Here is a 14,719-nt window from a genome sequence, read left to right as displayed (position 1 = left end):
CTCGCCTCAGTGGGCGGCCGGGGTGAACAGCTTCAGGCCCAATATGCCCGAGACGATCAGCGCCAGGCAGACCAGCCGTGCCGCCGTGGCCGGCTCCTTGAACACCAGGATGCCGACGATGGCCGTGCCCACGGCCCCGATCCCGGTCCAGACCGCGTAGGCGGTGCCCAGCGGCAGGGTTTTGATCGCCCAGCCCAGCAGCGCCATGCTCGCGACCAGGCTGACGCCCGTCAGTAGCGTGGGGACGGGGCGGGTGAAGCCCTCGGTGTATTTGAGACCCACGGCCCAGCCGATTTCGAAAAGGCCGGCGACGGTGAGGATGATCCAGGCCATGACCTGCTCCCTGAAGCCAAAGCGTTTTCGAGCGAGGTGGATACCGGCTCGCGTGAAGAAAACGCGTCTAGCAAGGTTAGCGGGGTCGTCCCCGGAAACACGAAAAGGCGCGGGGTCGTCCCCGCGCCTTCCCTAGATAGCGTCCATGAACCGGAGGGCAAGCCTCCGGCCCGGCTTTAGCGGCTGGTGGTGCTGTAGAGCACCCGCGCCTGCTCGTAGTTCTTGCCGACCGAGGTGTCGTCCAGCTTCTTCAGGCGCATGTAGACCAGGCCCGCGTGGCCGTCGGCCCAGGCGTCGTCCCACGAGACGGTGAAGCGCTTGAAGTCGCTGGCGATGGTCTGGTCGTTGCGGATCAGGCGCAGCTGCGGCTTGTTTTCCCAGCTCGCCCAGTCGTGCAGGGCGCTGGCCAGGGCCTGGGCCTGCTCGACGGTCTGGCCGTACTGGATGGTGACGGTGCAGACGTTCTTGTTGGAGCCGGGGTTGTCGATGGCGATCGAGTAGGGCTTGCCGATATCCAGCACCCACTGCTCTTTCTTCTTCTTCATGCCCGCGCCCTTGGCCAGGGCGGGGAAGTCGCCGCCGACCACGGCCGGCTTGCAGACCTTGTCCAGCACGCTCAGCAGCTGCAGCGAGATCGGGTCGGTCGTCGGCGGCGGACGGACGGGCTCGACATAGGCCGGCTCCGTGCCGGCGGGCGGCGCGGCCACCGGGGGCGCGGCCTGGTCGGCGGGCGCGCCGCCGATCGGAGCCGGGGCCGGAGCCGGAGTTTGCATCGGCGCGGCGGTCGGAGCCGGAGCGGCCGTCGGGGCCGGAGCCGGAGCGGTCTGCTCCTGGGCGACGGCGGTGGAGACCGCGCCGAGAGCGATCAAGGTGGCGAGCGCAAAGCGCATGGTCGAGATATCCCCACTAGGCAAGAGGTCGGCATTAAAACCGACGGGCGGTCCCTCGCAACCCCTATGGTAGCCGAATAAGGCGGAGATTGGGTCACAGGTGTAATTTTCTGGTCGTACAGGTGCGGCGTGACGCCTCAGGGGCGAAAACCGGGCGGTCAGGGCTTGCTGGTGCTCAGCAGGAAGTTGGCCGCGTTCGGGAAGTTGGCGACCACGACATACATCTTCAGCCCGGGATAGCCGGGCGAGACATAGGTCCCCTTCTGGATCAGCTGGCTGTCCTCGGCGGTCTTCACGAAGCCCGAGCCGACCGCGATGCCGGCATGGATCATGATATTGCGCAACAGGGTGGCGAAGGCGGCGGGATCGGTGGTGGCCGGTTGGGCCCCGTCGTAATAGCCGACCTGGCAGAAGCCGTCCTGCGGCGCCTGGGCCAGGTAGAACCGGGCGGTGGCGGGCGAAACCCAGACCTTGGTGGCCGGCCCCGACCACATCGCCTTGATCGAGGCCGGGGCCGGCTTCCAGCCCAGCTTGGCGGCGGCGACACCCACCGCCGCGGCGTTGGTCCCGGCGGGCAGGCAGACCTGCTTGAAGACATCGACCACCTCCTGCCGGTAGGTCGGAACGGCCTGGGCCGCGCTGGCGGCGAGCAGGGCCGCGGTGGTGAGGATGGTGGCTGGAATCCGCATCGCAATTCCCCGGCGCCCGAGCGGCGTGGGCGGAGGTTAGGCCCGATCCGGGAAATAGAGAACGACGTTATCCAATAAGGACGACGACCCGCGCGCCGGACATTCAAGCCGAGCGCGGCGATGGTCGGTTCCTGATCCTCCGCGGCCGGGCCGAGCGTCCGCCTTCGCGCGGGTCCGATGTCGGCTTGGGGCGCATCCCCATCCGGCGGCCAAACCTGAATTCGCCACCGTGAAAAATCGCCGCCGCGCTACGGCTGATCTGTATCTGGGGACAAACAAATCGAGATCAAGAATTGCCGCCCGGCTCTTTGTGCGCAGATTAAGGATCCTTAGCGAGCGAAGGGCCGCGGTTTCGAACCCGGTTCCGCAGATGCCGGGGTGATGGGTATGGCGAATCTCGATGGCCCGGACGTGGGCGCTCGCACCCGCGATGAGCATGCCGTGATCATCGCGGGTGGGGGCCCCACGGGGTTGATGCTCGCCGGCGAATTGGCGCTGGCGGGCGTCGACGTCGCCATTGTCGAGAAGCGCCCCAGCCAGGACCTCGCCGGTTCACGCGCGGGCGGTCTGCATGCTCGCACCATCGAGATCCTCGATCAGCGCGGGATCGCCGATCGGTTCCTCGCGGAAGGACAGAAGGCGCAGGCCACCGGCTTCGCCGGGGTCCATTTCGATCTCGGCGATTTCCCCACCCGCCACCCCTACAGTCTCGGGCTGCGGCAGAACCACATCGAACGCATCCTCGCCGGCTGGATCGACGAGCTCAAGGCGCCGATCTATCGCGGCGTTGAAGTGACGGGTTTCGCCCAGGACGACACCGGGGTGGATGTCGAACTGAGCGACGGCCGCTCGCTGCGGGCGCGATACCTGGTCGGGTGCGACGGCGGACGCAGCCGGGTGCGCAAGGCCGCCGGCATCGCGTTCCCGGGATCGGATCCCACCACCAGCAACCTGATCGCCGTGGCCGAGCTGGCCGAGACGCCGCCCGAATGGGGCGTCCGCCGCGACGCGCTCGGCACGCATGCCCTCGGCCGGGTGGAGTACGAGATCCGCGACGGCGAGATCGTCTACGCGGATCACGGGCCCGTCGGCGTCCTCGTGACCGAACAGCAGGTCGGGCAGACCAGCGAACCCACCCTCGGCGACCTCAGCGCGGCGCTCATCGCCGTCTACGGGACCGACTACGGGATCCACTCCCCCACCTCGATCTCCCGGTTCACCGACGCCGCGCGGCAGGCGGCTTCGTACCGCCAGGGACGCGTGCTGATCGCGGGTGACGCCGCGCATGTGCATCCCCCCGACGGCGGCCAGGGTCTCCAGACCGGCGTGCAGGATGCGGTGAACCTGGGATGGAAGCTGGCGCAGGTGATCAAGGGCGTGTCGCCGGACAGCCTCCTCGACAGCTACCAGGCCGAGCGCCACCCGATCGGAGCCCGCGTATTGCGCAACACGATGGCGTCGATCGTTCTTCGCCGCGAAGACCAACGGACCAAGGCGCTGCGCGACATTCTCGCCGAGCTCCTCGGCATGGACGAGCCGCGCCGACGGTTCGCCGCGATGCAGGCCGGCCTGGATATCCACTACGATCTCGGCGAGGGGCGCCCGCTGCTCGGACGCCGCATGCCCGATCTCGAACTGGTCACCGAAGACGGGCCGCTGCGAGTCTTCACCCTGCTCCATGACGCTCGGCCGGTGCTGCTCAACCTCGGCGAGGCCGCCGGCCTCGACATCACGCCGTGGACGGATCGGGTCCGGCGAATCGACGCCAGATACGAGGGCGTGTGGGACCTTCCGGCGCTGGGCCCGGTCGCCGCGCCCACGGCGGTGCTAATTCGGCCCGATGGACATGTGGCATGGGTGGGGGAAGGCGACCGGTCGGGACTGGCGGAGGCGCTAGGCCGCTGGTTCGGCCCGCCGACCTTGTCATAGGCCGGCATGGAGCATTTTCGAGCGAAGCGGATACTCATAAATTCCATCATTCCCCGCCTTATGCGGGGGACCCAAGCAGCATCGGATATCGCGTCAGGCTCGGCTTGGGTCCCCCGAACAGGTCGGGGGATGACGGATGTGGGTGCGCACGGAGCGACGCAAAACGGCCCGGACGCTTCCACGCCCGGGCCGTCATGTGTCTTCGACGCCCGAAGGCGACCGTGATGGCTTACGCCGCCTCGACCGCGTGTTCGGCCAGGATGGTGAAACCGTCCGGACCCACGTCGGCGAAACCGCCCTGGATGTCGAACAGGCGCACGCTGGAGCCGTCGCGGACCGTGACCCGGCCTTCGCGCAGGGTGGTCATGAACGGGGCGTGGTTCGGCAGGACGCCGAAGTCGCCTTCCGCGCCCGGGGCGTCGACCTGGTCGACGTCGGCCGAGAACAGTTCGCGCTCGGGCGCGACGAGGGAGAAGTGCAGCTTGGCCATTATTCCACGATCTCGACTTCGCCCAAGGCGGCTTCGATGTCTTCGTCCGTCTGGATCTCGGTCCCGCAGAACGGGCAGAAGCGGATGGTGGCCAGCACGACGCCGGTCTCGCCATCCTCTTCGCGCTGACCCAGGTTGAGCAGGATCAGACCGCTGTCATGCTCGATCAGCGAGGCGTCGGGGTCCGAAGACACCGCCTCCTCGAGTTCCTCGCAGCAGAAGTTCACCAGCTCCAGTTCGTCGGTCATCAGGCTTCGCCCGCCAGCTTTTCAGCCTTGGCCACCGCTTCTTCGATCGGGCCGACCATGTAGAAGGCGGCTTCCGGCAGGTGGTCGTACTCGCCGTCCACGATGCCCTTGAACGAGCGGATGGTGTCCTTCAGCTGGACGAAGGCGCCGGGGGTGTTGGTGAACTGCTCGGCGACGTGGAACGGCTGGGACAGGAAGCGCTGGATCTTGCGGGCGCGGGCGACCGTCAGCTTGTCCTCTTCCGACAGCTCGTCCATGCCCAGGATGGCGATGATGTCCTTCAGGGCCTTGTACTGCTGCAGCACTTCCTGGACCGAGCGGGCGACGTTGTAGTGCTCTTCGCCGATGACCAGCGGGTCCATGATCCGCGAGGTCGAGTCCAGCGGATCGACGGCGGGGAAGATGGCCTGGGCGGCGATGTCGCGGCTCAGAACGGTGGTGGCGTCCAGGTGAGCGAACGAGGCGGCGGGCGCCGGGTCGGTCAGGTCGTCGGCGGGCACGTAGATGGCCTGGACCGAGGTGATCGAACCCTTGTTGGTCGAGGTGATGCGCTCCTGCAGGTTGCCCATCTCGGTGGCCAGGGTGGGCTGGTAGCCCACGGCCGAGGGGATGCGGCCCAGCAGCGCCGACACTTCGGCGCCGGCCTGGGTGAAGCGGAAGATGTTGTCGACGAACAGCAGCACGTCCTTGCCTTCTTCATCGCGGAAATATTCGGCGATGGAGAGGCCGGTCAGGGCCACGCGGGCGCGGGCGCCGGGGGGCTCGTTCATCTGGCCGTAGACCAGGGCGCAGCGGCTGCCTTCAGTGGTGCCGTTGATCTTCGGGTCCACGTTGACGTTGGACTCGATCATCTCGTGATAGAGGTCGTTGCCTTCGCGGGTGCGTTCGCCCACGCCGGCCAGGACCGAATAACCGCCGTAAGCCTTGGCGATGTTGTTGATCAGTTCCTGCATCGTCACGGTCTTGCCGACGCCGGCCCCGCCGAACAGGCCGATCTTGCCGCCCTTGGTGTAGGGGCACATCAGGTCGATGACCTTGATGCCGGTGACCAGCACTTCGGCGGTGTTGGTCTGCTCGGCGAAGCTGGGGGCCTCGCGGTGGATCGAGCGGAAGATGTCCGACTTGATCGGGCCCTGCTCGTCGATCGGCTCGCCGATGACGTTCATGATCCGGCCCAGGGTGCCGGGGCCGACCGGAACGCGGATGGCTTCACCGGTGTCGCGCACGGCCTGGCCGCGAACGAGGCCTTCGGTGGCGTCCATGGCGATGGCGCGGACGGTGTTCTGGCCCAGGTGCTGGGCGACTTCGAACACCAGGCGCTGGCCCGAAGCGATGTTGACGGTTTCCAGGGCGTTGAGGATCGCCGGCAGCTCGCCGGTGAACTCGACGTCGACGACGGCGCCGATGACCTGCACCAGCTTGCCGGTGGCCGCGCCGATCGTGGCGGGCTTTTCGCGGGTGGCGACGACAGCGACCTTCGGGGCGGCCGGCTTCTTGGCGGCGGGCGCCTTCGGGGCGGCAGCGGGGGCCGCGGCTGCCGTCGCGGGCGCGGCGGCGGCCTTCGGGGCGGCGGGCTTCTTCACGGCGGCCGGCTTTTCAGCGGCGGCGGGAGCCTTAGCGGGGGTCTTGGCCATGGCGTTCAGGGTCTTTCGTGCGGGCTCGTGCGGGCGTTTTATGATTGGGTTCAGGATCAGACGGCTTCGGCGCCGGAGATGATCTCGATCAGCTCCTTGGTGATCTGAGCCTGACGGGAGCGGTTATATTCAAGGGTGTAGCGCTTGATCATGTCGCCAGCGTTGCGCGTGGCGTTGTCCATCGCCGTCATCTGGCTGGCGTAGAAGCCGGCCATGTTGTCGAGCAGGGCCGACAGGATCTGGACCGTCAGGTTGCGCGGCAGCAGGGTTTCGAGGATGGCCTCTTCCGAGGGCTCGTACTCGTAGACCGCGCTGGCGCCTTCAGCCGACGCGCCGCTTTCGACGGTGGCCGGGATCAGTTGCAGGGCGGTCGGGATCTGCTGCACCACCGACTTGAAGCGGCTGTAGAACAGGGTAACCACGTCCACGTCGCCGGCTTCGTACAGCTTGGTGACGACGTCGGCGATCGGCTGGGCCACCGACAGGGTGAACTGGCGATAGGCCGACAGGTCGAAGTTCTCGACGATGCGGTCGCTGTAGAGGCGGCGCAGCTGGGCGGTCGTCTTCTTGCCGACGCAGACGATCTTCACGTCCTTGCCTTCGCGGACCAGGGTGTCGATCCGCTCGCGCGCGGCGCGGACGATCGACGAGGTGAAGCCGCCCGCCAGGCCACGGTCGGCGGCGGCGACGACGATCAGGTGACGATCGTCGCGGCCCGTGCCGGCCAGCAGCGCGGGCGCGCCGTCGCCGGACACGCCGGCGGCCAGGTTGGCGATCACCGAAGCCAGGCGCCGAGCATAGGGGCGCGCGGCTTCAGCCGCGTCCTGGCTGCGGCGCAGCTTCGCGGCCGCCACCATCTGCATCGCTTTCGTGATCTTCTGCGTCGCCTTGACGCTCGAGATCCGATTGCGCATCTCCTTTAGGCTTGCCATCCGCCTATCAGACCTTCCTAAACAACCACCAGGTGCTGTCGTCCATCACGGTCGTTCTTCTCCAGAAGAACCCGTAATCGACCAACTGCAGATCTGGGAACATATCCATGTAGAGCGAGCCAAAATCGTTCTTGAACAGAAGATCTTGTTCGCCACGGTAGGTAATCGTTTCGGCCTTCGGCGAAAAATACTCGGAGCAGAAGACGTACTTGGAAGCCACGCGGTGCACTTCGCGCATCGTCGCTTCCAGCTGGCTCGGATCGACGTGGATCAGGACGCCGGCCGTGAAGGCCATGTCCACCGCGCCGTCGGCCAGCGGGATGCTGTGCCCGAAACCCTCGAACAACCGCTCGGCCGGCAGGACGCCGTTCTCGAGCAGTTGGGCGCGGGCCGAAGCGTTGGGCTCGATCGCCCATTGCTCCATGTCCGACACCGCCCGCAGGCCCAGGAGGTTGAGGCCCACATTGGGCCCCACTTCCAGGACGCTTTTCGGCGGAGCGCCGACCATGCGCCGCATCACCTCACCCCAGACCCGCGCACGGCCGCGAACGGCCTCGGCGTTGGCGGCGCTACGTTGCGTGTAGCGGTCGCCAAACTCGCCGGACCATGCGTCCATGGATTTGGGGTGAGCAGCCATCGATCAGCTAGGCAAAGGTCGCCGAGAAGCTGTCGAGCACGCTCTTCAGCGTGTTCTCCAGGTCCTTGTCGAGGGCCTTCTTGGTGCGGATGCCGTCCAGCAGGTCCTTGTGCTGGCTGTGCAGGCGAGCCAGCAGCTCGCTTTCGAACCGGCGGACCGACGAGGTCGGGATCTTGTCGAGGTAGCCGCGCGTGCCGGCGTAGATCACGCAGACCTGCTCTTCGACGGCTTGCGGCGAATATTGCGGCTGCTTCAGCAGCTCGGTCAGACGCTCGCCACGGGCCAGCAGCTTCTGGGTCGAAGCATCGAGGTCCGAGCCGAACTTGGCGAAGGCGGCCATTTCGCGATACTGGGCCAGCTCGCCCTTGATCGCGCCGGCGACTTGCTTCATCGCCTTGATCTGGGCCGACGAGCCGACGCGCGACACCGAGATGCCGACGTTCACGGCCGGGCGGATGCCCTGGTAGAACAGGTCGGTTTCCAGGAAGATCTGGCCGTCGGTGATCGAGATCACGTTGGTCGGGATATAGGCCGATACGTCGTTGGCCTGGGTTTCGATGATCGGCAGAGCGGTCAGCGAGCCCGAACCGTTCTCTTCGTTCAGCTTGGCGGCGCGCTCCAGCAGGCGGGAGTGCAGGTAGAACACGTCGCCCGGATAGGCTTCGCGGCCCGGCGGACGGCGCAGCAGCAGCGACATCTGCCGATAGGCGACGGCCTGCTTGGAAAGGTCGTCATAGATGATCAGGCCGTGCAGGCCGTTGTCGCGGAACCACTCGCCCATGGCGCAGCCCGAGAACGGGGCCAGGTACTGCAGCGGGGCCGGCTCCGAGGCCGAGGCCACGACGACGATGGTGTATTCCAGGGCGCCGTGCTCTTCGAGCGTCTTGACGATCTGGGCGACGGTCGAACGCTTCTGGCCGATGGCGACGTAGACGCAGTAGAGCTTGGCGCTCTCGTCCTTGCCGGCGTTGGCGGCCTTCTGGTTCAGGATGGTGTCGATGGCGACGGCGGTCTTGCCGGTCTGACGGTCACCGATGATCAGCTCGCGCTGGCCACGGCCGACCGGGATCAGGGTGTCGATCGACTTCAGGCCGGTCTGCACGGGCTCATGCACCGACTTGCGCGGGATGATGCCCGGAGCCTTGACGTCGACGCGGCGACGCTCGGTGGAAACGATCGGGCCCTTGCCGTCGATCGGCTCGCCCAGCGGGTTGACGACGCGGCCCAGCAGGCCACGGCCGACCGGCACGTCGACGATCTCGCCGAGGCGACGGACTTCGTCGCCTTCCTTGATGGCCTGGTCCTGACCGAAGATCACGCAACCGACGTTGTCGCGCTCGAGGTTCAGGGCCATGCCCTTCACGCCGGCCTTCGGGAACTCGACCATTTCGCCGGCCTGGACGTTGTCCAGACCGTAGATGCGGGCGATGCCGTCACCGACGGACAGCACTTGGCCGACGTCCGAAACGGCGGCTTCCTCGCCGAAATTGGCGATCTGCGACTTGAGGATGGCCGAGATTTCGGCGGCGCGGATGTCCATGGCTGTCTTGGGCTCTCTGCGATTTTTATCTTTTGACGCGCTTATAGAGGTTTAGGCGCGCTTCAGGGCGAATTTCAGGGAATCGAGCTTCGAACGGAGCGAAGCGTCGAACAGGCGGGAACCGACACGCACCTTGATGCCGCCCAGGATGGACGGATCGACGCGCGTCGAGATTTCGGGGGTCTTGCCCAGGGCCGTGCTGACGGCGGCGGAGACGCCCTTCAGCTGGGCGGCGGTCAGGGCGCTGGCGGTCACCACCTCGGCGGTGACGACGCCGCGATGGACGGCCGACAGTTCGACGAAGGCGCTGATGGCCCCCATCAGGTCGCCGGTCCGGCCGTTGCTGGCCACCAGGCCCAGGAACTTGGCGGTCAGCAGTTGGAACTTGGCCTTGGCGGCGACGGCGGTCAGACCCTTGGCCTTGTCCTCGGCCGAGAAGGCCGGGCTTTCGATCAGGCGGCGCAGGTCGGCGCTCTCGGCCACCATGGCGCGCAGCGATTTCAGGTCGGCCTCGACCTGGGTCAGCTGCTTGCTCTCGATCGTCAGTTCGAACAGGGACTGCGCATAGCGCTGACCCGCATCCGTCGCCTTGGTTTCGTCCGCCACTTGTTCCGCCCGGTGCGTTTGCAATCGCCGCGAACGAGAAGATTAACCCCCATCCCGGCTTAAAGGCTTGAGCGCGCTCTAGAAAAGCGCATGGACGGCCGGCGCTGACGCGCTGCCCTGTCCGAAGCCGCGCGCCTGATAACACGGGCCCTTCGCAGTCGCAACCAAGGCCGCCACGTAAGGGTGGCCGGGGTTTCGTAAAAGCGGTGCGTTAGCTGGCGGTGACCCTACGGAACACCGCCGAGGCGGCGGCGACCAGGGCGCCGTCGGCGGCGCGGACCTCGGCCTGGACGAAAACCAGGCTGCGGGTCGAGCGCTCGACCCAGGCCCGGGCGGCCGGTGCGGCCAGCGCGGCCTCGTGGGCCAGGGCGCCGTAATCGATGGTGATCGAGGTCGGCAGGGCAGCCGGGCCGGCGACGTCGCGCAGGGCGGTTTCAAGCAGGGAAGCGGTCGAGGCGGTCATGGATCAGTCCCTTAGGCCCAAGCTCCGGAGAGATGAAGGGGCCAAAGAAAAAGGGCGGCAGGACCGGCCCGCCGCCCCATCAGGCGAATGTTCGAGGAAACAGCCGGACGGGGCTAGGGCGCCCCAACGCGTCCGGTTACTGGGGTAGACCCTATTTGGCGGCGATGGCCGAACCGCCCTTGGCCGCGCCGTTGCAGCGGGTCAGGTCGTCGGCGTCCAGCGACTTGGTTTCGCCGCCGAAAGCCGACACGCGGCCAACTTCCTTGGCCAGCGACTTGCAGGCGGCGGAGGTCATGGCGCGCGAGGGGGCGGCGGTCGAAACGCATTCGGCGCCTTCGCAGACGAACACAGCGCCGCCGGCGACGATCTTGGTCTTGGCGGCGACCGGGTTTTCCAGCGCGGCGGCGACACGGCCGTCGGCCAGGGCGGCGCCGGCGAACATGGATACGGACAGGGCGGCGCAAGCCGCCAGGGTGCGGAGCTTCATGATGAGCCCTCCAGCATACGGGGAAGTTGTGGAATGATCGATGATCGGCGAAACGCTAGATACTGGTCGCCCGGACCCGGGGATGTCAGCATCGGTATCCCCACCGACGCTTCGGATCAGAACTAAGCACTGCTTAGATATCAGTGTTCAGAAATTGCGCAAGCGAATTTGTTTCGCGTGAGCATTTTTTTATGAGACGGGCCCGTCAGGCGCCGGCGAGCGTGGTCCCGTAGAGCGCCGCGATGGTCGCCACCGCCGCTTCCGCCTCGGCCCGGTCCGGGCGCTCGTCAGCGACGCCGTAGCCCCACATGTCGCTGTCGCCCACCTGCTGCACGACGATGCCGTCGGGCCGAGGCAATACCGAGACGTGGCGATAGAAGACGCCGTAGCGAACCTCCGGCTGCGGGGCGAGCCAGGCGATCTGGCCGCGCACCGGGGTGATCGTCTCGTCCTTCCACAGGGCCCGCGCGCCATAGCCGGTGCAATTGACCACCACCGGCTGCTTCAGCCGCGCCAGGTCGGCCGGGGTGTCGAAGGTCATGGTCTCGATCTTGCCGCCTTCCAGCAGGAAGTCGTTGGTCAGCTGGTGGGCCAGGTCGGTGACGTTGAACTGCATTGACGTGCCGTGCCGTACGCGGTCGACCGGGAACGGATGCTGGCCGGCCGACAGTTCGTGGAAGCCCGGCACGATGTCGCGCAGCCGCTCGCCATATTCGGCGAAATGCACCGACCCGGGCGGGCGCGGTCCCCGGGGGCTGGTCGCGGCGCCCTCGAGCAAGGTGTAGCGGTCGCTCCACGACACCGGCTCGCCGGGCAGGCCCAGCAGGGTCTGGTAGGTGGCGTAGGAGGTGCGGGCCATCTTCTCCCACAGGGCCGGGAAGCCAGGCGCGACCTTGTCGGCGTCGGCGACGCGGGAGTCCGGCGACCAGGTGCCGGTGGCGCGGAACGAGCGGGTCTGGGGCGTACGCTCCTTGGCATAGATCGTCACCTTGGCTCCGGCCCGCTGCAGCAGCAGGGCCGAGGTCAGGCCCAGGGCGCCGCAGCCGATCACCGCGACGTCCTTCGTGCCGCCTTCCATGGCCTTGGCCGTGGCGATCGTGCTGGAGCCCCAGGACAGCGACCAGCCGCTGCCGCCGTGGCCGTAGTTGTGGACCACGCGCTTGTCGCCAACGGTTTCGACGTCGAGGCGTGGTCCCGCGGCGCGGAACGGGCGCAGGCAGACGGTGATCTTGGTGATGCGGTCGGCGCTCATGCGCAGCGGAGCCAGCGGCGGCACGACGAAGCCGGGCGCCTTGGCCGTCACCAGCGGCCTGGCGCCGCCCGCCGAAACGCAGCCGGCCAGGCTGGTCGCGCCCAGACCGCCCAGCGCCGCCAGCACGGCCCGCCGGTTGCTCGTTCTCGCCTCGGTCATACGCGCCCCCTGGGTCAACACCACGGGAGGAACCTAGCGGGACGATCCCCGCCGCGCCAAGTGGCGAACGCGACTAGAGGTCGAGGATCTTGTCGATGCGGCTCTCGGCCCTGGCGTGGATCCGGCGCTCCTCGACCATGCCCTCCATTCGGGCATAGCGGCCGTTCTTGCCGACCTTGCGGCGAATGGCGTCGGCGTTGACGGCGTGGCCGGGACCGTCGCCGTCCATGACCTTGCCCATGATCGCCGCCAGTCCGCCGCCGATCAGGGCCGCCGCCAGCGGTCCGACGGCGCCGAGCACGCCCGCGCCGAAGATCGCCTGCAGGTGTTCGATCAGCCGTTCGCGATTGGGCTGGTGGGCGATCAGCTGGATGACCAGCAGTTGGCCGCCCTCGACGGCGCCCGCCAGGAACAGGGCGACGGCCACGCCCAGCCATCGCGGCTTGGCGTAGAGACCAAGCGCGGCTCCCAGGACGGCGCAGGCGATCATCATGATCATGGCCGAACCCTGAACTCCAAAGCTGTCGCTCCGGTTAAAGCCCGCGCGTTCCGTGACGTCAGACGTAGCGGCGGACAGTCGCAGGGCAGATTCGCTTGCTACGCGGCCGCCGCCCCTTGTTTCCCTGGATTGTCCGCGCCTACAAACACGCTGAAGCTGAAAGGCCGCCTGGATGTTGCGCACCGCTCTTGTCTTTCTCGCCGTCCTTGGGCTCGCCGTCTCCTCGGCCCAGGCCACGGTCGTACGCGGCACGGTGATACGGGCCGAAGGCCGGACAAACGCCTCCTGCCGCATGGTCGGTCTCAAGCTGGACAGCGGTTCGATCCTCTATTTCCGCCTGCCCTCGACCAGCGACGGCGACAGCATGCTCTCGGTCGCGCTGACGGCGCTGGCCTCGCGCCTGCCGGTCGAGGTGCAGTACAACCCGGCGATCCCCGCCAGTTGCGGCGGGTCTGAGCCGAACATCGAGATCATCGCCATCCTCGGCGCCTAGAATCCAAGGCCGTCGGGCGAGCATTCCCTCACGTCACGGTTGGCGACGGCTCATCGCCAGGCGCATGGTCCGTGAAAGCTTTTAGGGAGACGCGGCCATGGATTTCAACCTGCCGCCGGAACTGACGGCCTATCTGGCGACGCTCGACGCCTTCATCGCCGCCGAGATCGCGCCGTTGCAGGCGCAGCACGACAACGAGCGCTTCTTCGACCACCGCCGCGAATGGGCCCGCACCGACTGGGACGGCGGCGGCCTGCCGCGCCGGGAGTGGGAGGAACTTCTGGGCAAGGCGCGGGGGATCGCCGACGCCGCCGGCCACTACCGCTTCGCCCTGCCCCGCGAATACGGCGGCCAGGACGGCTCCAACCTGTGGATGGCGGTGATCCGCGAGCACCTGGCGGCCAAGGGCCTGGGCCTGTTCAACGACCTGCAGAACGAGCACTCGATCGTCGGCAACAATCCCTTCGTGCTGATGATCCGCGACTTCGGCCGACCCGACCAGCAGCACCTGATCCCCGACATGCTGGACCGCCACGCCTTCCGCCCGACCTTCGGCCTCACCGAGCCCGAGCACGGCTCGGACGCCACCTTCATGGAGACCCGCGCCGTCCGCGAGGATCACAACGGCGTCCCGGGCTGGCGGATCGACGGCGAGAAGATGTGGACCACCGGCATGCACGCCGCCACCCACTGCGCCCTGTTCGCCCGTACCAGCGGCGAGGACGGCGCGGCCAAGGGGATCACCTGCTTCCTGGTCCCCGCCCACGCGCCCGGCGTGAAGATCGAGGAGTACCTCTGGACCTTCAACATGCCGACCGATCACCCCAGGGTCAGCTTCACCAGGGTCTGGGTCCCGGACGAGGCGATGTTCGGGCCCGAGGGCGGCGGCCTGGCCCTGGCGCAGCACTTCGTGCACGAGAACCGCATCCGCCAAGCCGCCTCCAGCCTGGGGGCGGCGACCTTCTGCATAGAAGAGAGCATCAAGTACGCGCGCGCGCGCAAGCCGTTCGGCAAGCCGCTGGCCGAGAACCAGGCCATCCAGTTCCCGATCGTCGAGCTGTCGACCCAGGCCGAGATGCTGCGCCTGCTGATCCGAAAGACCGCCTGGGAGATGGACCAGATGACCAAGCCGGAGGTCGAGAAGCGGCTCTCCGACAAGGTGTCGATGTGCAACTACTGGTCCAACCGGCTGGTCTGCGAGGCCGCCGACCGGGCCATGCAGGTGCACGGCGGCCTGGGCTATTCGCGCCACAAGCCGTTCGAGCACATCTACCGCCACCACCGCCGCTACCGGATCACCGAGGGCAGCGAGGAGATCCAGATGCGCAAGGTGGCCGCCTGGCTGTTCGGCTACATGGGGCCGCGCAAGGCGGCGTTCGCGGAGGCGGGGGTTTAGGCGCGTTGCGTCCTTCGAGGCTTCGCCTTCGGCTCGCACCTC

17 protein-coding genes are annotated in these 14,719 nt (G+C 67.5%); 3 read left to right on the top strand and 14 right to left on the bottom strand.

Annotation, left to right across the window (positions count from 1 at the left end):
- Positions 1-6 precede the first annotated feature (6 nt).
- The 3 genes from sugE to ASD79_RS22895 form a co-directional block, all read right to left on the bottom strand.
- The gene (gene sugE / locus ASD79_RS23595; RefSeq protein ID WP_082585074.1) at positions 7-333 is read right to left on the bottom strand and encodes a quaternary ammonium compound efflux SMR transporter SugE; all 327 of its coding nucleotides are present in this window, start codon (positions 331-333) and stop codon (positions 7-9) included.
- Between the two features lie 176 nt (positions 334-509).
- Positions 510-1,223: a hypothetical protein gene (locus ASD79_RS22900; protein ID WP_056725994.1), complete on the bottom strand. Its 714-nt coding sequence runs from the start codon at positions 1,221-1,223 to the stop codon at positions 510-512.
- Positions 1,224-1,381: 158 nt separating this feature from the next.
- On the bottom strand, positions 1,382-1,912 hold the full coding sequence (locus ASD79_RS22895; protein WP_056725992.1) for a hypothetical protein: 531 nt from the start codon (positions 1,910-1,912) through the stop codon (positions 1,382-1,384).
- A gap of 387 nt (positions 1,913-2,299) precedes the next feature.
- Between ASD79_RS22895 and ASD79_RS22890 the strand changes: the two genes are divergently transcribed.
- Positions 2,300-3,841: an FAD-dependent monooxygenase gene (locus tag ASD79_RS22890; protein WP_056725991.1), complete on the top strand. Its 1,542-nt coding sequence runs from the start codon at positions 2,300-2,302 to the stop codon at positions 3,839-3,841.
- A 229-nt stretch (positions 3,842-4,070) separates the two neighbouring features.
- On the opposite strand, the gene ASD79_RS22885 is transcribed toward ASD79_RS22890, so the two are convergent.
- The 11 genes from ASD79_RS22885 to ASD79_RS22835 all read right to left on the bottom strand — a co-directional run bounded on the left by ASD79_RS22885 (position 4,071) and on the right by ASD79_RS22835 (position 12,788).
- Entirely contained in the window at positions 4,071-4,331 is a 261-nt protein-coding gene (locus ASD79_RS22885; RefSeq protein WP_056725989.1) for an ATP synthase F1 subunit epsilon, read from the bottom strand.
- Positions 4,331-4,579 carry a hypothetical protein gene (locus ASD79_RS22880; RefSeq protein ID WP_056725988.1) on the bottom strand — a complete coding sequence of 83 codons (249 nt, stop codon included), beginning with the start codon at positions 4,577-4,579 and terminating at the stop codon, positions 4,331-4,333. The genes ASD79_RS22885 and ASD79_RS22880 overlap by 1 nt, the downstream gene beginning before the upstream one ends.
- A complete protein-coding gene (gene atpD / locus ASD79_RS22875; protein WP_056725986.1) occupies positions 4,579-6,213 on the bottom strand; it encodes a F0F1 ATP synthase subunit beta in 1,635 nt (544 codons plus the stop codon). The genes ASD79_RS22880 and atpD overlap by 1 nt, the downstream gene beginning before the upstream one ends.
- A gap of 56 nt (positions 6,214-6,269) precedes the next feature.
- On the bottom strand, positions 6,270-7,145 hold the full coding sequence (locus ASD79_RS22870) for a F0F1 ATP synthase subunit gamma (RefSeq protein WP_056725985.1): 876 nt from the start codon (positions 7,143-7,145) through the stop codon (positions 6,270-6,272).
- 7 nt (positions 7,146-7,152) lie between these two features.
- Positions 7,153-7,782: a pseudaminic acid biosynthesis-associated methylase gene (locus ASD79_RS22865; RefSeq protein ID WP_056725983.1), complete on the bottom strand. Its 630-nt coding sequence runs from the start codon at positions 7,780-7,782 to the stop codon at positions 7,153-7,155.
- A 7-nt stretch (positions 7,783-7,789) separates the two neighbouring features.
- A complete protein-coding gene (atpA, locus tag ASD79_RS22860; RefSeq protein WP_056725981.1) occupies positions 7,790-9,322 on the bottom strand; it encodes a F0F1 ATP synthase subunit alpha in 1,533 nt (510 codons plus the stop codon).
- Between the two features lie 51 nt (positions 9,323-9,373).
- Positions 9,374-9,928: a F0F1 ATP synthase subunit delta gene (locus ASD79_RS22855; protein WP_056725979.1), complete on the bottom strand. Its 555-nt coding sequence runs from the start codon at positions 9,926-9,928 to the stop codon at positions 9,374-9,376.
- A gap of 211 nt (positions 9,929-10,139) precedes the next feature.
- Positions 10,140-10,391: a hypothetical protein gene (locus tag ASD79_RS22850; RefSeq protein ID WP_056725977.1), complete on the bottom strand. Its 252-nt coding sequence runs from the start codon at positions 10,389-10,391 to the stop codon at positions 10,140-10,142.
- A gap of 151 nt (positions 10,392-10,542) precedes the next feature.
- The gene (locus tag ASD79_RS22845; protein WP_056725974.1) at positions 10,543-10,878 is read right to left on the bottom strand and encodes a hypothetical protein; all 336 of its coding nucleotides are present in this window, start codon (positions 10,876-10,878) and stop codon (positions 10,543-10,545) included.
- Positions 10,879-11,083: 205 nt separating this feature from the next.
- The gene (locus ASD79_RS22840) at positions 11,084-12,289 is read right to left on the bottom strand and encodes an FAD-binding oxidoreductase (protein WP_056725972.1); all 1,206 of its coding nucleotides are present in this window, start codon (positions 12,287-12,289) and stop codon (positions 11,084-11,086) included.
- Between the two features lie 73 nt (positions 12,290-12,362).
- Positions 12,363-12,788, bottom strand: a complete 426-nt coding sequence (locus ASD79_RS22835; RefSeq protein WP_056725970.1) for a hypothetical protein — start codon at positions 12,786-12,788, stop codon at positions 12,363-12,365.
- Positions 12,789-12,960: 172 nt separating this feature from the next.
- Between ASD79_RS22835 and ASD79_RS24170 the strand changes: the two genes are divergently transcribed.
- Both ASD79_RS24170 and ASD79_RS22825 read left to right on the top strand, forming a co-directional pair.
- Complete coding sequence (locus tag ASD79_RS24170; RefSeq protein ID WP_156400640.1) at positions 12,961-13,281, top strand: hypothetical protein; 321 nt, start codon at positions 12,961-12,963, stop codon at positions 13,279-13,281.
- A 97-nt stretch (positions 13,282-13,378) separates the two neighbouring features.
- Positions 13,379-14,677: an acyl-CoA dehydrogenase family protein gene (locus ASD79_RS22825; protein WP_056725967.1), complete on the top strand. Its 1,299-nt coding sequence runs from the start codon at positions 13,379-13,381 to the stop codon at positions 14,675-14,677.
- Positions 14,678-14,719 lie beyond the last annotated feature (42 nt).

The organism is Caulobacter sp. Root655 (assembly GCF_001427665.1).
In the GTDB taxonomy this organism is placed as follows: Bacteria; Pseudomonadota; Alphaproteobacteria; order Caulobacterales; family Caulobacteraceae; genus Caulobacter.
Note: the sequence above shows the minus strand (reverse complement) of the source record. Positions and strands in the feature narration are given on the sequence as shown.